The 19,601-nt window shown below is 33.8% G+C and carries 17 protein-coding genes; 4 read left to right on the top strand and 13 right to left on the bottom strand.

The features are described from left to right. Positions 1 to 18 precede the first annotated feature (18 nt). Positions 19 to 405, bottom strand: a complete 387-nt coding sequence (gene folB, locus AB671_RS02760) for a dihydroneopterin aldolase (protein ID WP_066680849.1) — start codon at positions 403 to 405, stop codon at positions 19 to 21. A gap of 56 nt (positions 406 to 461) precedes the next feature. Here folB and AB671_RS02755 point away from each other — a divergent pair, with 56 nt between their 5' ends. Then, on the top strand, positions 462 to 662 hold the full coding sequence (locus AB671_RS02755) for a bacteriocin-like protein (protein WP_066680851.1): 201 nt from the start codon (positions 462 to 464) through the stop codon (positions 660 to 662). 63 nt (positions 663 to 725) lie between these two features. Here the strand turns inward: AB671_RS02755 and nadA are convergent, their stop codons facing one another. From nadA to AB671_RS02740, 3 genes are all read right to left on the bottom strand, one after another. Next, positions 726 to 1,745: a quinolinate synthase NadA gene (gene nadA, locus AB671_RS02750; RefSeq protein ID WP_066680866.1), complete on the bottom strand. Its 1,020-nt coding sequence runs from the start codon at positions 1,743 to 1,745 to the stop codon at positions 726 to 728. Positions 1,746 to 1,821: 76 nt separating this feature from the next. Next, positions 1,822 to 2,394, bottom strand: coding sequence for a guanylate kinase (gene gmk / locus AB671_RS02745; protein ID WP_066680853.1), 573 nt, complete (start codon positions 2,392 to 2,394; stop codon positions 1,822 to 1,824). Between the two features lie 82 nt (positions 2,395 to 2,476). Next, positions 2,477 to 3,334, bottom strand: coding sequence for a YicC family protein (locus AB671_RS02740; RefSeq protein WP_066680855.1), 858 nt, complete (start codon positions 3,332 to 3,334; stop codon positions 2,477 to 2,479). A 185-nt stretch (positions 3,335 to 3,519) separates the two neighbouring features. Here AB671_RS02740 and miaA point away from each other — a divergent pair, with 185 nt between their 5' ends. Continuing rightward, positions 3,520 to 4,440 (top strand): tRNA (adenosine(37)-N6)-dimethylallyltransferase MiaA, encoded by a 921-nt coding sequence (gene miaA / locus AB671_RS02735; RefSeq protein ID WP_082987217.1) that lies wholly within the window; start codon positions 3,520 to 3,522, stop codon positions 4,438 to 4,440. Positions 4,441 to 4,774: 334 nt separating this feature from the next. Here the strand turns inward: miaA and AB671_RS02730 are convergent, their stop codons facing one another. The 4 genes from AB671_RS02730 to AB671_RS02715 form a co-directional block, all read right to left on the bottom strand. Continuing rightward, positions 4,775 to 6,187 (bottom strand): efflux transporter outer membrane subunit, encoded by a 1,413-nt coding sequence (locus AB671_RS02730; protein ID WP_066680858.1) that lies wholly within the window; start codon positions 6,185 to 6,187, stop codon positions 4,775 to 4,777. Positions 6,188 to 6,491: 304 nt separating this feature from the next. Next, positions 6,492 to 9,674 carry an efflux RND transporter permease subunit gene (locus AB671_RS02725; RefSeq protein WP_066680859.1) on the bottom strand — a complete coding sequence of 1,061 codons (3,183 nt, stop codon included), beginning with the start codon at positions 9,672 to 9,674 and terminating at the stop codon, positions 6,492 to 6,494. Positions 9,675 to 9,925: 251 nt separating this feature from the next. Next, the gene (locus AB671_RS02720; RefSeq protein WP_066680861.1) at positions 9,926 to 11,086 is read right to left on the bottom strand and encodes an efflux RND transporter periplasmic adaptor subunit; all 1,161 of its coding nucleotides are present in this window, start codon (positions 11,084 to 11,086) and stop codon (positions 9,926 to 9,928) included. A gap of 473 nt (positions 11,087 to 11,559) precedes the next feature. Continuing rightward, positions 11,560 to 12,156, bottom strand: a complete 597-nt coding sequence (locus AB671_RS02715) for a TetR/AcrR family transcriptional regulator (protein ID WP_066680863.1) — start codon at positions 12,154 to 12,156, stop codon at positions 11,560 to 11,562. A 300-nt stretch (positions 12,157 to 12,456) separates the two neighbouring features. Between AB671_RS02715 and AB671_RS02710 the strand changes: the two genes are divergently transcribed. Next, a complete protein-coding gene (locus AB671_RS02710) occupies positions 12,457 to 13,011 on the top strand; it encodes a thioredoxin family protein (protein ID WP_066680864.1) in 555 nt (184 codons plus the stop codon). Between the two features lie 1,569 nt (positions 13,012 to 14,580). Here AB671_RS02710 and AB671_RS02705 read toward each other — a convergent pair. Further along, the gene (locus tag AB671_RS02705; RefSeq protein ID WP_066681849.1) at positions 14,581 to 15,231 is read right to left on the bottom strand and encodes an MBL fold metallo-hydrolase; all 651 of its coding nucleotides are present in this window, start codon (positions 15,229 to 15,231) and stop codon (positions 14,581 to 14,583) included. A gap of 61 nt (positions 15,232 to 15,292) precedes the next feature. Between AB671_RS02705 and AB671_RS02700 the strand changes: the two genes are divergently transcribed. Beyond that, a complete protein-coding gene (locus tag AB671_RS02700) occupies positions 15,293 to 16,504 on the top strand; it encodes a DUF5103 domain-containing protein (RefSeq protein ID WP_066681852.1) in 1,212 nt (403 codons plus the stop codon). A gap of 335 nt (positions 16,505 to 16,839) precedes the next feature. Here the strand turns inward: AB671_RS02700 and AB671_RS02695 are convergent, their stop codons facing one another. The 4 genes from AB671_RS02695 to AB671_RS02680 form a co-directional block, all read right to left on the bottom strand. Beyond that, complete coding sequence (locus tag AB671_RS02695; RefSeq protein WP_066674955.1) at positions 16,840 to 17,106, bottom strand: hypothetical protein; 267 nt, start codon at positions 17,104 to 17,106, stop codon at positions 16,840 to 16,842. Then, positions 17,106 to 17,333 carry a hypothetical protein gene (locus AB671_RS02690; protein ID WP_066674957.1) on the bottom strand — a complete coding sequence of 76 codons (228 nt, stop codon included), beginning with the start codon at positions 17,331 to 17,333 and terminating at the stop codon, positions 17,106 to 17,108. The genes AB671_RS02695 and AB671_RS02690 overlap by 1 nt, the downstream gene beginning before the upstream one ends. Positions 17,334 to 17,552: 219 nt before the next feature. Beyond that, positions 17,553 to 18,575 carry a ferrochelatase gene (gene hemH, locus AB671_RS02685; protein WP_066674959.1) on the bottom strand — a complete coding sequence of 341 codons (1,023 nt, stop codon included), beginning with the start codon at positions 18,573 to 18,575 and terminating at the stop codon, positions 17,553 to 17,555. A gap of 70 nt (positions 18,576 to 18,645) precedes the next feature. Then, positions 18,646 to 19,524: a NifU family protein gene (locus AB671_RS02680; protein WP_066674967.1), complete on the bottom strand. Its 879-nt coding sequence runs from the start codon at positions 19,522 to 19,524 to the stop codon at positions 18,646 to 18,648. Positions 19,525 to 19,601 lie beyond the last annotated feature (77 nt).

The following is a 19,601-nucleotide window of genomic DNA, read 5'->3' as shown; positions in this document are numbered from 1 at the left end:
TGTGTTTTGATTTTAAAATTACTTATTTTCTGTAATTCCGCCTAATAAAAAACTTTTTTCAAGCTCAATACTCGCTCCTTTCATTTCACCTTTCATCGGCGGGCTTGTTTTGGTAATTCTTAATTTGATGTAAGAGATTTGACTGAATTTTTCGTTAATTTTAGTAATGATCCTTCCCGCAACATGCTCCAATAATTTAGACTGAATTTTCATCTCATCATGAATGATTTCATTAATATCTGCATAACTGATTGTATCATTCAAGTCATCAGAAGCTGCAGCATCCCACAAATCTGTGTGAATCTCAGCATTTAAAATATAATAAGTTCCGATAATATTTTCTTCGGGAAGAACGCCGTGGTAAGCGTGAATTTTTACATCTTCTAAAAAGATCTTGCTCATGATTTTTTTATATATAAAACAAAAGTATTATATTTAATAACTAAACAAATCAAATAAATATGAAAAATCTAAAAAAATTAAACAGAGGAAATTTAAAAGCAATTAACGGTGGTGCAGTTTGTAATGAAAATTGCCCTCCCGGACCTTACGGACCAGGTCCTGATTTTCCACGTTCATGTGAAGCGTACAATGCTTTACCAAAATGTTGCCAATCTAAAGTTTTAGTACATATGGATTGTGTAGATGGAGGCCTTTCATAAATTGCAAATACCTCTTCTCTAAAAAAGTAAAAGAGCTGTCTCAAGTGAGACAGCTCTTTTTAATTATTTAATACTTTTCGATAGATCAAGCATTGCCTCAATCGGTTTCAAAGCTTTCAGTCGAAGTTCTTCTTCAATTAAAATTTCAGGAAGCTCATATTTCATACACAAATACAATTTTTCCATCGTATTTCTCTTCATATAAAAACATTCCGAACAGTTGCAGCTTTCGTCAAAAACCAAAGCAGGAATCAATTCTTTGTGTGGTGCACGTTTTCTCATTTCGTGAAGAATTCCTTCCTCAGTTGCAATGATAAACTTCTGACAATCGTCTTTTTCAACAAAATTTAAAAGAGCAGAAGTAGAACCGATGAAGTGAGCTAGCTTTAAAACGGCTTCTTCACTTTCGGGGTGTGCAATCATTTTTGCATCCGGGTTATCTGCCAACTGCTGTGCAATTCTTTCCATAGAAAATGCTTCGTGTACGATGCAGCTTCCGTCCCAAAGGATCATGTCACGACCGGTTTTTTTAGATAGATATCTCCCTAAATTTTTATCCGGAGCGAAAATAATTGGTCGGTCAGTTGGTAAAGCTTCAATCACAGTTTCAGCATTTGAACTGGTTACAATGATGTCACTTTCTGCCTTTGTTTCAGCGTTACAGTTGATGTACGTTGCAATTAGAGCATTTGGATGTTGCTCACGCATTTTTCTCAAACCTTCACCTGAACAACCGTCTGCCAAAGAACATCCAGCCATTGTATCGGGAAGGACAACTTTTTTGGTTGGGTTCAGAATTTTTGCTGCTTCCGCCATAAAATGTACTCCGCAGAATACAATCATGTCGGCATCCGTATCTTTTGCCTGTCTTGCCAATTGAAGAGAATCTCCCAAGAAATCAGCAATATCCTGAATTTCTCCGGGTTGATAATAATGCGCCAGAATAACGGCATTTTTTTCTTCTTTCAGTTGGAGAATCGCTTTTACCAAGTCTTCTCCTTGAGGAATGTCAATATCTTTTATATCTAAAAATCCTCTTACAGGAAGTGTAGATTTAGCTTTTTCTAATGTTTCAGTGCTCATTTCAGCCTCAATGTTTTTGTTCATTAGAAGTTAGAGATTAGAAATTAGAAATTAGTTTTTTACTAACTTCTAATCTCTAACTTCTAGTTTCTTCTATAAAACTTTTTATTAAACTTTCTATTTCTTTTTTTGCAATATCTAAATCGGAATTAATCACGATCTTATCAAATTCTATCGCATAGGTAAGCTCTTCTTCTGCTTTTTCTACGCGGGTTTTTATGGTTTCGGCATCATCCGTCCCTCTTGAATTCAATCTTCGTTCCAATTCGGCAATTGAAGGTGGTTCTATGAAAATGGATAATGCTTTTTCGCCAAAATATTTTTTTAATGAAATTCCGCCTTTTACGTCTACATCAAAAATAACAACTTTTCCCTGATTCCAAATCTTTTCAACCTCCGATTTTAAAGTTCCGTAATATTTATCGGTGTAAACCTCTTCAAATTCTACAAAAGCATCATCTGAAATTTTCTGTCTGAATTCTTCAGGAGAAATAAAATGATAATCAACAGTATGAATTTCACTTCCTCTCGGCTGTCTTGTGGTACAAGAGATAGAAAATTCAAGCTCCGGAATTGCTTCCAGAGAATGTTTTACTAATGTCGTTTTTCCGCTTCCCGATGGCGCTGAAAATATGATAACTTTATTCATAAATAATGATTGATGATTGATAAATGATAATCGATTAAAATTTGATTGCTATTTTGATCAATTATCATTTACCAACTATCATTTATAATACATTAAGCGTTTGCTCTTTAATTTTTTCCAAATCATCTTTCATCATTACCACCAATTTCTGAATTTCAGCGTGGTTGGCTTTTGAACCTAAAGTATTGATTTCTCTTCCGATTTCCTGTGAAATAAAGCCAAGTTTTTTTCCGTTAAAATCTTCATTTTCCATCACTTCAGAATAATATTTCAGATGTTGGGAAAGCCTTACTTTTTCTTCCTGAATGTCTAATTTTTCTGTGAAATAAGCCATTTCCTGGTAGAATCTTGTTTCGTCAACGTTTTCAAATTCCTTTAAAGTTTTCAAATAACGTTCTTTCACTGCATTAATCCTCACTTCTTCATAAGGAATAACTTCTGCCAAAGATTTGTCAATATTTTGGATGTTTCTTTCCAGTTCTTCGTGAAGAATTTTTCCTTCCGTTTTTCTGAATTCCTGGAATTTATCAACCGCAATGTTGACGATTTTAGCCAAAGCTTCCCATTCTCCTTCACCCAATTCGTCAGGTCTTGAAGTAATTGCATCTGGAAGTCTTACCGCCATTTTAAGGTATTCAAAATCAGGTCCGTCTGAAGCGATATTTTTAAGTTCATTCATGTAAGAATCTATTAAACCTCTGTTGATTTTCACATCATTGGTTTCTTCAAGATTCTCTATATTGATGTAGCAATCTACCTTTCCACGGATGATTCTATCGTTTAGAATTTTTCTTACTTCAAATTCTTTTTCTTTATAACGTAAAGGAATTTTGATATTCAAATCAAAGCTCTTACTGTTCAGCGATTTAATATCGATTGAAATTTTTTTTCCTTCAAAAACACCTTCGGCTCTACCGAAGCCAGTCATTGATAAAATCATAGTTTTTTATTGTCGTACAAAGATAAACATTTCAGTTTATAGTTTAGCTAAAGTCGATTGGCTGGAAGTTGGATGTAGGAAGATTGTTGTGAATAAATTATCCCCAATTCTAAACTTCCTGCTTTTGACTTCCATCTTCCAGGAAATTCAGAAAAATAGAAAATCAATTTTCGTAAATTAGCAAAGTGAAAAATAAAAATTTGATTTCTGTTGTAGGACCTACCGGAATTGGAAAAACAAGATTGGCCATTGATTTGGCGAAACATTTCAGTACAGAAATTGTTTCCTGCGATTCGCGCCAGTTTTTTAAGGAAATGATTATTGGAACGGCTTCTCCATCTGCAGAAGAATTGGCGGAAGCACCTCACCATTTTATTGGAAATCTTTCAGTTGAGGAATATTATTCGATCGGGCAATACGAGGAAGATGCTTTAAAAAAACTCAACGAACTTTTTGAAAAATATGATACTGTCATTTTGGTTGGCGGAAGTATGATGTATGAAAAAGCGGTAATTGAAGGTCTGAATGATTTGCCTGAAGCGAATGAAGAGAATCAAATTAAATTACAGGAAATTCTGGATAACGATGGTATTGAAAAGCTTCAGGAAATGTTGAAAGAACTCGATTCTGAATATTTTTCAGTTGTGGATTTTCAAAATCATAGAAGGCTTTTACGTGCCATTGATGTTATTTGGCAAACCGATAAAAAATATTCTGAATTGATTGCTGTTTCGCAAGATTCAAGAGATTTCAATGTCATTCGAATTGGAATTGAAGCTCCGAGAGAAGAACTGTACGACAGAATCAATAGGAGAGTGGATATCATGATGGAGAAAGGTTTGCTGGATGAAGCGAAAAGCTTAGAAAAATTCAAATATTTGACCGCTTTGAATACCGTTGGATATTCAGAATTATTTAAATATTTTGATGGCGAATGGGATTTGGAATTTGCCATTTTTGAAATTAAAAAAAACAGCAGAAGATATGCAAAACGTCAATTGACTTGGTATCGAAAAGCAGATGATATTCATTATTTGCAATTGGGGTACTCTCAGGAGAATTTTGATGGATTGATTGGGTATATTAATGAGCAAACACAAAAGTAATTTCTTTTTTTAACGCAAAGATTTATTTTTATTCTGAATATTTTTAAGGAGCAAAGAATTGAATCAATAAAATTGATTCTGATAAAGCTTCTGCTTAAGCGACTTTGTCGCTATTCTTTGCTCCTTAAAAATCACACATCTTTTAAATAAAACTTTGCGTTTAAAAAATCAGCGTACACTATATCATTCATTAGGAACCTCAGCAAATATTTTATAGATTCTTCACTCCACTTAGTTCAGCTCTGAATGACGGCGACTATTTATAAGTTTTTTAATTTAAAATAAAAATGCAGCCTCGAGAGACCACATTTCATTAACAATATAATTAAATTTACTACTTCCAACCGCCACCTAGAGCTCGGTATAAATCTACAATGCTACTTAATCTCTGTCTTTTTACAGACGCAAGATTCAGTTCAGCCTGTAGAGAATTTCCCTGAGCTGTGATCACTTCTAAGTAATTTGCCATTCCGCCTTTGTAAAGCATTTCAGCGCTTTTGATTCCATTTTTTAAAGTTGTTACCTGTTCTGTTGCTTTTTGTTCCTGAACTTTTAAACTTTCATTAGAGACCAAAGCATCAGAAACTTCACCAACTGCATTCAAAACAGACTGACGGAATGCCAAAACGTTTTTCTCTCTCTGAATTTTCGCAACATTCAAATCTGTTTTCAATTGTCTTTTTTGGAAAATAGGCTGAGTCAGACCTCCCAAAACAGAACCGAACAAAGATGCTGGAATCTGGAACCAGTTATCAATCTTAAATGAATTGACTCCGCCATTTGCTGTAATTTTCAATGCAGGATACATATTTGCCTGTGCAATTCCTACCAAGGAATTTGATTCCAATAAAACCAATTCTTGTTGGCGAACATCAGGACGACGACTTACCATCGCTGCCGGAAGTCCCGCAGAAATATCTTGTGGTAAAGAAGTGTCAGACATTTCAATGGTTCTGTTGACTTTATTTGGGTTTTCACCGACCAAAATACTCAAAGCATTTTCCTGGATTGCAATATTTTGTTCCAATTGAGTAATCAAAAGTTCTGTCGATTGCTTTTGAGCGGTTGCCTGCTGAACTCCCAAAGAAGTCGTATCGCCGCTTTGCCACAATTTTTCTGTAAGAGAAAGAGTGTTTGTACTTAATTCTAAATTTGATTTTGCAATCTGTAATTGCTTATCAAGCATCAACAAGTTATAATAACCTTGAGCAATTGCCGCAACAACTTGTGTTTGAATTGCTTTTGTAGCTTCATAAGTTTGCAGATACTTCATTTTTGAAACTTCCTGCTGGTTTTTAATTTTTCCCCAAATGTCTGCTTCCCAAGATAAGTTGAATGCGGCATTGTAATCTTCAACGTGACTTTGACCTAAAAATAAATTTAAGCTTTGTCCGTTCATGCTGTTTTTTGAAGGTTTTGAAATCTGTGCCGAAACTCCGAAACCTACATCAGGATATTGAAGATATTTTGCCTGTTTCAGTTTTTCCTGTGAAGAAGCGACCTGTTTTAAAGCAATTTGTAGATCGTAATTGTTTTTAATTCCTTTTTCAATTAAATCCTGTAAAATGGAATCGTTGAAAAACTGTTTCCATTCTAAGTTGGCAACGCTTGCAGTGTCTGCAGTTGCGGTGTATTTGAATGTTTCGGGAAGTTCGGGTTTCGTTTCCTGATATGCCAATTTTGGTACGCAGGAAACTGCACCTAATGCAATCCCAAAAGCGATGATTATATTTTTTACTCTTTTCATAAGTCTATATTTTTAAATTGATTACAAAACTTTGAGATTAAGCAAAATGTCTTTAGTAGGAGAATATTTTTGCTTAATGATTCTAAGTTTTTTTAACGCAAAGTTTTATTTAAATTCTTACTATTTTTAAGGAGCAAAGTTTTAATCAATTAAAATTGATTTTAAAAAGCGAACGAATATCCACTCGCTTCATCAGCGACTTGTCGCATTTCTTTGCTCCTTTAATAAATAGTATGTTTCTAATTCTTTGCGTTTAAAATTTTAGTTTTAAAAAACATTCTCAAAGTTTTGTTGATCATTTTTATTAATGTGCTGTTGCCAAAAGTTCTTCCTCCAATTTTTGTTTTTGAAGTCTTTTTTGTTTTCTGCTCGGCATTTTTTCATGTAAATACTGGAAGATTACATACATCACCGGAATAATGAAGATTCCGAATACAACTCCTGTAAACATTCCACCAACGGTACTGATTCCAATCGAGTGATTTCCTTTTGCTGCTGCTCCTTGAGTCCAAACTAACGGCAACATACCAATAATGAAAGCAAATGAAGTCATCAAAATGGGTCTTAAACGTAATCTTGAAGCCTGAAGTGCAGATTCAATCAATGTTTTTCCTGCTTTTCTTCGCTGAACGGCAAATTCTACGATTAGGATCGCATTTTTCGCTAACAATCCGACGAGCATGATCAATCCGACCTGAACGTAAATGTTATTGTCAATTCCGGCTAATCCTGTGAAAGCAAATACTCCGAAAATTCCTGTAGGAATGGTTAAAATAACGGCAAACGGAAGGATGTAACTTTCGTACTGAGCTGCCAATAAGAAATACACAAACAAAATACTTAGCATAAATACAAAAGCAGTTTGTCCACCGGTTTTAATTTCTTCTCGTGTAATTCCGGTCCATTCGTAACCATATCCTCTTGGTAGTGATTTTTGAGCAACTTCTTCTACGGCTTTAATGGCGTCTCCGGTACTGTAACCAGGTTTTGGAGTTCCGTTGATGGTTACGGCGTTGAATAAGTTGTTTCGTGAAACCGTTTCAGGTCCGAAAGTTCTTTTTAAAGTAACCAAAGTTTTTACAGGAACCATTTCGCCCGATTTATTTTTAACATAAATTCCTTCCATAGAATTAGCATCGGTTCTGTAAGGAATATCTGCCTGAGCCATCACTCTATAATATTTACCGAATCTGTTGAAATCTGAAACGAAACTACTTCCATAATAGATCTGCATGGTCTGCATCAATTCTGTAATAGAAACTCCCAACTGATTGGCTTTATCGGTATCAACATCAATGGTATATTGAGGATTTCCGGCTGCGTAAGTTGTAAAAGCAAAAGCAATTTCCGGACGTTTCATCAATTCTCCAATGAAAACCTGAGTATTGATCCCCAATTGTTCAAAAGAGCCATTGGTCTTGTCTTGTAACATAAATTCAAAACCTGAAACGTTACCAAAACCTTGTACGGTAGGGAAGTTGAAGAAGAATGCGTTTGCATCTTTTACCTGTGCTACTTTTCCTGTTAAAGCTGCTGCTATCTGATCTGGATCTTTCATTTCGCCACGGTCTTCATAGTCTTTCAATTTAATAAAACCTGCAGAATATGGCGAAGCATTGGCATTACTGATGAAATTCATCCCGTCGGCAACCCAAAGATGATTTTTTGCTTTTTCACCATTGATAATTTTATCTATTTGCTCAGTTGCTTTGTGTGTTCTGTCTAATGAACTTCCTGGTGGCGTGTTCACTGCATACAAAACAAATCCCTGATCTTCTGTAGGAATAAATCCTGTTGGTGCTTTATTGATCAAGAAAACACTTGCTGCTGTGATTGCTGCTAAACCTGTAACCGCAACCCATTTATTTTTAATTAAAAACTTAAGGCTGTAAATGTATTTTTTGGTCATGTTATTAAAGCTCTTGTTGAAAGCGTTAAAAAACTTTGCTCCAAAACCTTTTTTCTGACCGTGCTCGCCATGTTCTCCTTGAGGATCATTTAATAATAAAGCACATAAAGCAGGACTTAATGTCAATGCATTGACCGCAGAGATCAAAATCGCAATCACTAAAGTAAAAGCAAACTGTCTGTAGAAAACTCCTGCAGGACCTTGCATAAAACCAACCGGAATAAATACCGCACACATCACCAGTGTAATAGAAATAATCGCTCCGGAAATTTCGCTCATCGAATGAGTTGTGGCTTGTTCAACCTGCATTCCTGTCTGTTCCATTTTAGAATGGACGGCTTCTACGACGACAATTGCATCATCCACAACAATACCAATGGCCAGAACTAATGCGAATAATGTCAACATATTGATACTGAAACCGAACAATTGAAGGAAGAAAAATGTACCAACAATTGCTACCGGAACGGCGATTGCAGGAATTAATGTAGATCTGAAATCCTGAAGGAAAATATATACTACAATAAATACCAAAATGAATGCGATAATTAAAGTTTCTACAACCTGATGAATTGATGCATCCAAAAAGTCTTTAGAATTGTACATGATAATGGGCTCAACTCCCTTTGGAAGCGAAGGCTTCATTTGCTCAACCTGCTTTTCAATATCCGTTAAAATTTCGTTCGCATTAGAACCAGCAGTTTGAAGAATGGCAAAACCTGCAACCGGTTTTCCATCAACTCTGTTCGCTGCGGTGTATGTGTAAGAACCAAATTCTACTCTTGCGACATCTTTTAATCTTAAAAATGAACCGTCACTGTTCGATTTGATGGCAATATTTTCGTAGTCTTCGTTTTTGTTTAATTTACCTTTATATTTTAAAATGTATTCGTAAGTTTCCTTACTTCCTTGTCCCAAGCGTCCAGGTGCGGCTTCAAGATTATGATCTTTTACTGCTGCTAAAACTTCCTGCGGAGAAAGGTTATTAGCAGCCAATCTATCTGGTTTCAGCCAAAGTCTCATCGAATAATCTCTTGTTCCGAAAACCTGTGCCTGAGCAACTCCCGGAATACGCTGTATTTGCGGAATCACATTGATTTTCAAATAATTTTGTAAGAAAAGTTCGTCGTATTGTTTCGGGTCATTACTCGAAAGTCCCATGAACATGATCATACTGTTTTGAACTTTCTGAGTCGAAATTCCCGCCTGTACAACTTCCTGTGGAAGCTGGCTCATGGCTTTCGAAACACGGTTTTGAACATTTACTGCGGCGTTATCTGGATCTGAACCTTGCTTGAAAAATACACTCAAGGTCATTGATCCGTCGTTACTTGAGTTTGAGGTCATGTACGTCATGTTCTCAACACCGTTTACCGCTTCCTCAATCGGAACTGCTACGGAACGGGCAACAACTTCTGCATTCGCTCCCGGATAAAATGCCGTCACCTGAACACTCGGTGGTGCAATATCGGGAAATAGCGTGATCGGAAGGTTGAAAACCGACATCGCTCCCAGTAGCAAAAGTATGATGGAGATAACCGTAGAAAGTACCGGTCTATCTATGAATTTTTTTAACATAAGAAGTTTATTTTTTTAATGTTGTTTAAACTATGTTCTTACCACAAATCGAAGATTCGACGAAGTCAAAAGACACAATAGTTTTTAAACACATTAGTCACATTAAGTTTTAAGTATTGCTTTTAAAAAAAACACATTAGTTTTGAAAATCTTAGATCTTCGTTTTTGTGAACTTTAAAATTTTAGCATTCCACTTTTTCAAACAGAAAAAAAATCTTTTGTGACTTTTGTGGTTAAAATTTAAACGATTTTTACAATGGTCTTGCTTTCAAAAGACTATCAGAAGAAATATTTTTGGATTTGATGGAAACGCCGTCTTTTAAGTTACCTAAGCCAACATAAACTATTTTTTCACCTGCTTTTACACCATCAGAAATGAAGTAATAGTTTTCAGTTTTTCCTGAAATAGTAATGGGTTTACTGGTCACTTTCTGATCATTTCCAACAACATACACGTACGTTTTATCTTGAATTTCAAACGTTGATTCCTGTGGAATGATCAATGCATTCGACATCAATTGTGGCATACGAATTCTACCTGTATTTCCTGTTCTCAATGCTCCGTTCGCATTTGGAAAAACGGCACGAACACTGATTGCTCCTGTAGTTTTGTCGAATTGTCCGTCAACAATGCTCATTTTACCCTTTTCAGGATACGTGCTGTTGTCGGCAATCACTAAATCTACCATTGGCATATTTTTCAGTTTTTCGTTTAAAGTTGCTCCCGAATATTTTTTCTGGAAACCAATGAAATCAAGTTCGCTTAAAGAGAAGTACGCATAAATTTCGCTGATGTCTGATAATAAAGTCAACGGGCTTGGATCTGTTCTTGAAATAAGACTTCCTTTTTTATAAGGAATTCTTCCGATATAACCACTTACTGGTGCAGTTATGGTTGTAAATCCTACATTGATTTTTGCTCCGCCAACTGAAGCTCTTGCTTGTGAAGCGGCTGCAACGGCTGCTGCGTAATTTGCTTTTGCTGTTCTCAACTGTACTTCAGAAACTACTTTTGCAGATACAAGAGGTTCTAGTCTGTCCACCTCAACTTTTGCTTTTTGAATATTGGCATTAGCAACCTGTAAGTTAGCATTGGCCATATTCATTTGTTCCCCGTAAGCTCTGGAATCTATTTTAAATAAAGCTTGCCCGGATCTTACATAAGCACCTTCTTCTACATAAATTTTATCTAAATATCCGTCAACTTGAGACCTGATCTCCACATTGTTCTTTCCTTCCAGTGCGGTTGGAAATTCCTGATATATTGTTGCTGGAGATGTAGTAACGGTATAAACTGGCAATTCTGGAGCGGGTGGAGCAGCATTAGTGCCTTCTGCTGCTTTTGTGCAATTTTGTAAAAGAGTGATACTCGATATTAGTATGATCAATTTTGCTTTTGCAGTTGTTTTCATTTTAAGTTTTATTTTTTTAATGAAGTGTTAATTTAAGTAATGTTGTTTTTTATTTTAAATAAGTTATATTTTCTAACAGTGTTAATAAATGGGTTAAAAAAAATACCTGATTTTACGTTGTGTTTAGATTGTCATTTCCATGATTACAATTTTTGAATTAAATTTTGGTTTGAGTGGTTTTGCGTGTTATTTTTCTTAACAGTGTTAATTGAGAAGCCAAAAAAAATACCTGATTTTAACTGTTGGTTTAGATTGTCATTTCCATGATCACAATTTTTGAGTTAAGTTTTGGTTTGAGTTGTTTTTGGTGTTGTTTTTTCTTAACAGTGTTAATGAGAAGAAAAAAAAATGGCAAGAAATAATGTGAAAAAATCGTATTTCATTTTTAAAGTTTTTGTTTATATTAATTAAATTAGGATAGTTATTCTGTGTTACTTTTCCTAACAGTGTTAATTTTTAGTTCAAAAAAAAATTTACAAAGATTTAATAAAGGCCGAAACCGTTTCGTCTAAAGTGGTCTTGTTCATCGTTGAAGGAATGTCATCATTTCTCATCATCATGATCGAGATCAATCCGTGAACTGCAGAAAACAAAGCATGAGAAGAGTGACAAGCACCATCTTCGTTGGATTCTTTTTTCTTGATAATTTCATAAGTACAGTCGAAGATCATATCCTGAAAAGACGAAAATTCTTCTTTCATTAAACCTTTTCCGCTACACTGCATTCCCAAACCGAACATCAATTGGTAATATTCTTTATTCTTAAAGGCAAAATTCCAATAAGCGTCTACAATTGCTGTCAATTGGTCTTCCGGGGTTTCGTGTTTCTTTTGAGCTTTTAGTAATTCTATTTGAAGGCAATGAAATCCGTTGATAGAAATTTCATATAAAATCGCTTCTTTGTTTTCGAAATGATCATAAACCACTGGTGCACTGTATTCGATAGCATCTGCTATCTTACGAATAGAAAGTGATGCCCAACCGTCAGTTTTAGCCAAAGTGAATGCAGCCTGCAAAATATTTGCACGGATAGATTCTATTTCTCTTTGACGACGTTCATGTAAACCCATGATTTTATTTTACTAACAGTGTTAGCAAAACTACAAACTTTTAAATACATCTTCCAAACAAATTTTAAAATTTAATTTTTTATGAAAGGTTTGGAGAACTATTATCATTTACTGAATGCTGCAAGAATGGGAGTTGATAGAGATCATTTTAATGTTATTGTAAAAATAGATGAATTACATAGTCTAACTCAATAGATTGATTTTTTTGAAAGAACCTGCTTAAACTTCCATCATTCATCTTCCATCATCTCTCTTACATAATAAAAGAAATCTTTATCTTTGTTGATAAATAAAAAAGATATGAATACTCCCTCAAATATGTTGGCATTAGGTACAAAAGCTCCTTTTTTTGAACTTCCAAATCCTTCAAAAAGTAATGAAATTCAGTCATTAGACGACTTGAAAGGTGAAAAAGGTACTTTGGTAATTTTTATGTGCAACCACTGCCCGTTTGTACTTCACATTATTGATAAGTTGACAGAACTTTATGAAGATTATAATGAGGCAGGAATTGAGTTTATCGCCATCAATTCTAATAACGTAGAAAAATATCCTGCAGATTCTCCGGAAAAAATGATTGAGTTTCAAATCGAAAGAAAATTTGATTTTCCTTATTTATATGACGAAAGCCAGGCAATTGCAAAAGCTTACGATGCAGCTTGCACGCCGGATTTCTTTTTCTTTGATGATAAATTAGACCTTATTTACAGAGGGCAGATGGATGATTCAAGACCTGGAAATCATAAAGAAGTGACGGGTGAAGATTTAATTATTGCTTTTGAAAATCTTTTAATCGGTGAACCTCAGGAAGAAATTCAGAGACCGAGCATGGGTTGCAATATAAAGTGGAAATAATTTTAAAGTTGATTGTTGCAGGTTAATTTTTCTTGCAAATAATATATAAGCTGTCCTTTTGGGGATAGCTTTTTATATATATTGTTATTGATAATCAGACTTTTTTAGAGTTATCCACAATTTTATCCACAGAGTTTCCACAACTATTTTAGTAATAAAAATTCTCTTTTTTATTAACTTTCTGACAATCTTGAATTTGTAAATTTTTTTAAAAAAATAGATTTTATTATTTTGTTCTAAATTCAATTGAAAAAATTAATATTATCTAATTGATAGATAGTCTATTATTGATTAGGTTAAATGTTATCCACAAAGTTATCCACAGGCTTATCCACAATTTATTGTTGATAAATACGATTAAAATTAGGTTTAAATTTAATATCGTCTTTAGTTTTTAAATTTTCGTTTATTTTATCGTGTGAAAAATTCTTCATCGACTAGTACAGTGTTTTTTAAGTATACTTTTTAATAGTATTAAAAACATTAAGAGCCTGAATTAAGTTTATTTTAAACATTAAGGAATTAAGATCTTTTAGCTTAAAGGACTTAATAAAAATCAATTCATTGGTTTCTTGTTTGAATTTAGATTAATTAACTGAAATTCTTAATGTTAAAATAAGAATAAACAAAGTTTATTTTAATTTAGAAAATTAAGGAAAAGTTATAATAAAAATATTGAATAAATTTTAAACCAGCTCTAAGTCTGTTAAAGTTAGGATTGTAGCGGTTGTTTTGGCATGCTTTTGCTCAGTGTTGTCAATAATACGTTTTGGTGTATCGTATCGGTGTACTTGCTGTGTAAATGTAATTTGAACCGCTTAAAAAAAATGTAGGAAGTGTAGGATTGATTAATTGGTTGATAACTTCATTATTGATTTCTTTATTGTGATTCTACTTTCCATAAATGGAGGTTGTTTTTAGATAAGTACTATTAATATCTTCATAAGTTACTAACAATATAGAATCTTGTTATTTTTAAAAATAGCCCTCTATATAGCTTTTAGATAGATATTTTATAATGTTTTTGAGTTATCCACAATTTTATCCACAATTTAAAAGCTGATTTTATTTTAAGTTTTTTGAATGTTGAATTGCATTAAGTTTTTTTTCAAAAAATAAGTTCTTAATAGGGGGCTTGTCTGTTTTATAAAATTTATAAAATATATAAAACCGTTAAAAATGTAACTGTAGCTTTTTTGAGGGTTTTTTTTTTGTGTTTCATCAATAAAAAAAACAAAAGAGAGAGGGAAATGTAAGGTTGAACAATTTTACTGTCGTTCACTGTTAATTTCCCTATCATCAATGTTTTTATGTTTATTAGAAATTATTTTGATTAAGGATTGTTGATATCTTTGTAGGTTATCAACAATGAGTAAAATATTGTCTTAATGACTTTTATGTATATGTTGCTTAAAATCAATAATTTACGAAATTAAAAAGTTATCCACAATTTTATCCACAGAGTTATTCACAATTTAAATCCTGATTTTTATTTGGTTTTTAACTTTCAGTCGAAAGAAGGAAGTGTAGGATGGGTTAATTTTTTTAACCTCTTTAATTTTGGTTTCTTTATTGTGATTGTACTCTGTAAAACGGATTATACTGCTTCTCAAAACCGATCGTTGTGGGATTTCCGTGTCCTGAAAAGACCTGTGTTTCGTCATCCAACACAAAAAGTTTGGTTTTAATTCCATCAATTAATTGATCATAATTTCCTTTGTACAGATCTGTTCTTCCGATGCTTCCTTCAAACAAAACATCACCAGAGATCATAAATTTTTGAGTTTCATTATGGTAAACCACACTTCCCGGAGAATGTCCCGGAACATGGTAAATCTTAAATTTTTCTCCGTCAAAGTCCAGTTCGTCACCTTCGTTGATGTATTCGGTATTAACTTTTACTGCAGGGACCTGAAAGCCAAACCTTGCTCCGCTTGCCTGAAGCATATCTAAAACCTCCTGGTCTTCCTGGTGCATCGTTACCGGAACTTTATATGTATCAAAAGCCCACTGTAAGCCCAAAACATGATCAATATGAGCGTGGGTCAAGATGATCTTTTCAATCTTTAACTCATTTTCTTTGATGAAATTTTCGATAGCTTTGGTTTCCTGCTCGTTCATATTTCCCGGATCGATGATCCAAGCATTTTTATTTTCATTAAAAAGAACGTAAGTATTTTCACTTGCAAAATTGAACACGAAGGCCTGTATTTGAAACATATTCTGAATATTTTTTTATCAAAAATACAATATTCTTTAGAGATTCGTTATCTTCGTCATAATGAAAACGTTGCAGATATTTTTACTCAGTTTAGGTTCGCTGGCTTTCGGGCAGAACATTCAAAGTATTCAGTTGTTTAATCCTCAGACCAATGACGAAACGCCGGTTATCACAATGAACCAGCAATTTGTGTTGAGTTTTGATGATTTAACCAATTCAAGCGAATTGTATCGTTACACCATCAAACATTTCGACAGAAACTGGGAAGATGACAATCTTTTTTTTAGTGAAATTGCCAATGGTTCGATGAATGCTTTGCTGGATCAGTTTCAGTATTCTTTTAATACGCTTCAGGCTTATACTCATTATACTTTAAAGTTTCCGAATGAGAAAATGCAACCAAAAATTTCAGGGAATTTCGAATTGATCGTTTACAAAAGCTCGGTAGATCAGCCGCTTTTCAAAAGAAGGTTTTCGATTGTAGAAGAGAATGTGAATTTGGCACTGAATATTTCAAGAATTGCAGATGCTAAAAATCCAAATATCAATCAAAGGGTAGAAGTGCAGGCGGTTGCGAAAGCCGGAGACCTGACTTCGAATGTAAATTCTATGTCACTTACGGTGATGCAGAATAACAACCCGAATATGAAGATCACGAATCAGAAGCCAAGTGCAACGATGGGTAATCAATTGCTTTTTCAACAGTTGGGTCTTGCTTTTCCTGGAAATAATGAGTTTTATTATTTTGATAATAAAAACATGAGAATGGCGGCAGATATGGTGCGAGAAACTGGGATCGTTGATGGAGTCAATCAAACGTATCTTCATCCTGTTTGGGCATATCCTTTAAATTATCAATACCAACCGGATGTAAACGGAGCTTGGTATTACCGTAGAAATGATTTGGGATTAGAAAGAGATGCTGCTCGTGAAGCTGATTATGCTTGGGTGCATTTTTCTTTAGATTCTGATTTGATGGATAAAGAACTCTATGTTGTAGGAGGATTTAATGATTTTAAAGCAACCAAAGAATTCCAAATGCATTACGATGAAGCCGCTAAGAAATATGTTGCTAAAATTTATATGAAGCAAGGTTTTTACAATTATATTTTAGCAACAAAAGAAGCGAATGGCTCTTTAAATTTAGGAGAGGTCAACGGTAATTTCTGGCAGACGGAAAATCTTTATCAGGCATTTTTATATTACAAACCGTTCGGTAGAAATTATGATGGTTTGGCTGGATACGGAGAATTCAGAACACCGGTAAGGTAATATTTAGAGCTTGTTTAAAATTTATTCAATATTTTTTTATAACCTTTATTCTTGTTTTAACATTAAGAATTTCAGTTAATTGATCTAAATGCAAATAAGAAATCAATGAATTGATTTTTATTAAGATTTTTAAGCTAAAAGATCTTAATTCCTTAATGTTAAAAATAAACTTACTTTTTAAACAGGCACTTAGGCTATAATTTAAAATACAAAACCTTCCAAACTTGCACATTTGGAAGGTTCTGTTGAAAGTGTTTAATGCCTTAAGAGAAGACATCAACAGAAAAATTAAACTATATAATAATGTCAAAAAAAGTTCTTTATTAAGGGTATTTTCAATTGTTTTCTTTAAAAATGGCCGTTACAAAAAGACTGTCGTTGTCTTCAAATAAATAATGGATCTGTACAGGGAAATTTTTAGTTTTGTAAACCTGAAGTTCTCTATTTTTTATATCTAATTTGTGATGATCACTCAAAATAATATTGATCGATTCTTTTAGATCATTCAGGAAATCTTTGTCTTTATTTTGTTCTTCAGCATTGAAAACCCGCATCAGCATTCTAATGTCATTTTTTGCAATCGATGACAGTAAGACTTTCATTACGCACAGATTTTTTCTAATTCAGAAATGTTCTCAAAGAAATCAAGTTTTGTTGCAGGGTTCTCTGTGTGAAATTCAATTCTGCTAGAGACCTCATCCAACTGAAATTGTTGAACACTAGATCTTACAGCGGTATCTAAATTATCAACGATCTTAATGAATGCTTCTGCAATTTCGGGAGTGAAATTTTCTATCTTCTTTTTTAATATTTCTATACTTGTGTTCATTATTTATAAAAATTTTAATTAACCCCTATATTTTGATAGAGTAAAAGTATGAAAAAATATTAAAATACAAAACTAACCCCTATTAAAATTGTGGTTAGTTTTCAAAAAAAACATATTTTTATTTTATTTTGATTGTTTTTTTTAGGGGGTATTGTTGAAAATAAATAAAAAAAGACATCTGATCTCTCAAATGTCCTCTATATATTTTAAAAATAAGATTTAAACTAAATAAAACTCATTCAGTTTTTCTTCGCAGAGTGTTTTTACCACATCGATCCAGCGGTCTTCATCATTCAGACAAGGAATGTAATGGAAATTTTCCCCTCCACCATGTTCAAACTGATGTTTTCCTTCTACAGAAATTTCTTCCAAAGTTTCAAGACAATCAGAAACGAAAGCCGGACAAACAATGGCAAGGTTTTTAATTCCTTTTTTACCGATTGTTTCTAAAGTTTCATCAGTATAAGGCTCCATCCACTTGTCTTTTCCTAATCTTGACTGGAAAGTAATCATCACTTTTTCTTTCGGTAAACCTAATTTTTTGATTACAGAATTGGTCACATCAAAACATTGATGGCGATAACAAAACTGATGACTTGGATTGTTTTCTCTGGAACAACAGTCGTTCAAATTGCACGTATTGGTAGGGTCGGTCTTATAAATATGTCTTTCCGGAACTCCGTGATAAGAGAACTGTAATGCGTCAAAATTTTCAGGAAGCTTTTCTCTGATGCTTTCTGCAAGACAATCGATGTAAATTTCTCTGTTGTAAAAAGGCTGAATGTAATTGATCTTAATTCCCGGGAATTTCTTTTTTCTTACTTCCTCGGCTTTTTCAATCACCGTTTCAGTTGTACTCATCGCATATTGCGGATACAATGGGAAAAGAACGATTTCCGAAACTCCTTGGTCAACCAACTTTTGAATTCCTGCTTCAATACTTGGCTGTGCATATCGCATCCCGATCTCTACCGGAACATCCACCAACTTTTGAAGTTTTTTCTGAATTTTCTGAGTAATCACAATCAATGGAGAACCTTCATCGGTCCAAACCGTTTTGTAGGCTTCTGCAGATTTTGCGGGTCTTGTATTTAAAATAATTCCCTGCACCAAAAGCGCACGGAAAAACCATCGGTAATCAATTACCTTTTCGTCCATCAAAAACTCATCAAGATATTCTCTTACATCGGGTACAGACGTTGATCTTGGTGAGCCGAGATTGACTAATAATATTCCTTTCATAAATATAAGTAATGAGTAATTGGTAATGAGTAATGCATTGCTGATTGCACATTACTCATTACTAATATTTTTATCCGTTTACAGCTTCTACGTGTTCAACTAACTCAGGAACGAATTGTTTTAAAATATTTTCAATTCCTCCTTTCAATGTTGCGGTTGAACTTGGGCATCCTGAACAAGCACCTTGTAGCAACATCTTTGCCGTTTTGTTGGCTGCGTCGTATTCCATCAAAGAAATTTTTCCACCATCGTTTTCTACGGCAGGAGCAACGTATTCATTTAGAATGTCAGAAATTTTCTGCTCATCATCGGTATACTCTCTGTTGATAATTTTTTCTACAGGGTTTTCATGCTTTTGAGACTCAATATTTGAAATTACGCCTCCGCTTTGAAGATATTCTGCAATATAACCACGAACAGCCATCATTACCTGATGCCATTCTACAGAATTATCTCTGGTAACTGCCACGAAATTATCTGAAATAAAAACTTCTTTCGCAAAATCAAATTCAGTAAAGATTGCTTGCGCCAAAGGAACGCCTTCAGCTTCATTTCTAGATTTTACTTCTACAAAACCGTCCATCAGCATTTTGCTTGATACAAATTTCATTGCATTAGGATTCGGAGTCATTTCAGCATAAATCTCAATCATTTCTTTTTTCTTCTGAAGATAAATTCTTGGATTGGCCAAAAGCTCGTCTTCGATTACATTTTTCAGACTTTCTGCAACATGTTCCCATTCTACAGTATCTTGTTTTGCAACTGCTACAAAATTAGCAGTAATAAAAATTCTTTCAACAAAAGGATAATTAAAAAGCTCTTGTGCTAAAGGAATTTCTGATATATCTGAATCTCTGTCCAACTCTAAAGACCCTGGAATCAAGTTGTAATCAGCTACAAATTTCATCACTTTTGGGTTTTCTGTTGGTTCTATAAGTATCGTACGCATTTTTTCGTTAAATTTGAGAGTACAAAAATACGGATTTAGAAGTTAGAAGCTAGATGTTGAGAGTTAGATTTTTGCTA

The sequence above is a fragment of the Chryseobacterium sp. BGARF1 genome, assembly GCF_001677955.1.
Lineage (GTDB): Bacteria > Bacteroidota > Bacteroidia > Flavobacteriales > Weeksellaceae > Chryseobacterium.
The sequence above is the reverse complement of the archived record's forward strand: the minus strand, read 5'-3'. Positions and strand labels throughout refer to the sequence as shown.

Excerpts from the sequence above, each read along its gene's own strand:
- nadA (WP_066680866.1), bottom strand. The coding sequence starts at position 1,745 with ATGAGCACTGAAACATTAGAAAAAGCTAAATCTACACTTCCTGTAAGA.
- AB671_RS02710 (WP_066680864.1), top strand. The coding sequence starts at position 12,457 with ATGAATACTCCCTCAAATATGTTGGCATTAGGTACAAAAGCTCCTTTT.
- AB671_RS02720 (WP_066680861.1), bottom strand. The coding sequence starts at position 11,086 with ATGAAAACAACTGCAAAAGCAAAATTGATCATACTAATATCGAGTATC.
- AB671_RS02715 (WP_066680863.1), bottom strand. The coding sequence starts at position 12,156 with ATGGGTTTACATGAACGTCGTCAAAGAGAAATAGAATCTATCCGTGCA.
- AB671_RS02680 (WP_066674967.1), bottom strand. The coding sequence starts at position 19,524 with ATGCGTACGATACTTATAGAACCAACAGAAAACCCAAAAGTGATGAAA.
- AB671_RS02740 (WP_066680855.1), bottom strand. The coding sequence starts at position 3,334 with ATGATTTTATCAATGACTGGCTTCGGTAGAGCCGAAGGTGTTTTTGAA.
- AB671_RS02690 (WP_066674957.1), bottom strand. The coding sequence starts at position 17,333 with ATGAACACAAGTATAGAAATATTAAAAAAGAAGATAGAAAATTTCACT.
- AB671_RS02730 (WP_066680858.1), bottom strand. The coding sequence starts at position 6,187 with ATGAAAAGAGTAAAAAATATAATCATCGCTTTTGGGATTGCATTAGGT.
- AB671_RS02755 (WP_066680851.1), top strand. The coding sequence starts at position 462 with ATGAAAAATCTAAAAAAATTAAACAGAGGAAATTTAAAAGCAATTAAC.
- gmk (WP_066680853.1), bottom strand. The coding sequence starts at position 2,394 with ATGAATAAAGTTATCATATTTTCAGCGCCATCGGGAAGCGGAAAAACG.
- hemH (WP_066674959.1), bottom strand. The coding sequence starts at position 18,575 with ATGAAAGGAATATTATTAGTCAATCTCGGCTCACCAAGATCAACGTCT.
- AB671_RS02725 (WP_066680859.1), bottom strand. The coding sequence starts at position 9,674 with ATGTTAAAAAAATTCATAGATAGACCGGTACTTTCTACGGTTATCTCC.
- AB671_RS02705 (WP_066681849.1), bottom strand. The coding sequence starts at position 15,231 with ATGTTTCAAATACAGGCCTTCGTGTTCAATTTTGCAAGTGAAAATACT.
- AB671_RS02700 (WP_066681852.1), top strand. The coding sequence starts at position 15,293 with ATGAAAACGTTGCAGATATTTTTACTCAGTTTAGGTTCGCTGGCTTTC.
- AB671_RS02695 (WP_066674955.1), bottom strand. The coding sequence starts at position 17,106 with ATGAAAGTCTTACTGTCATCGATTGCAAAAAATGACATTAGAATGCTG.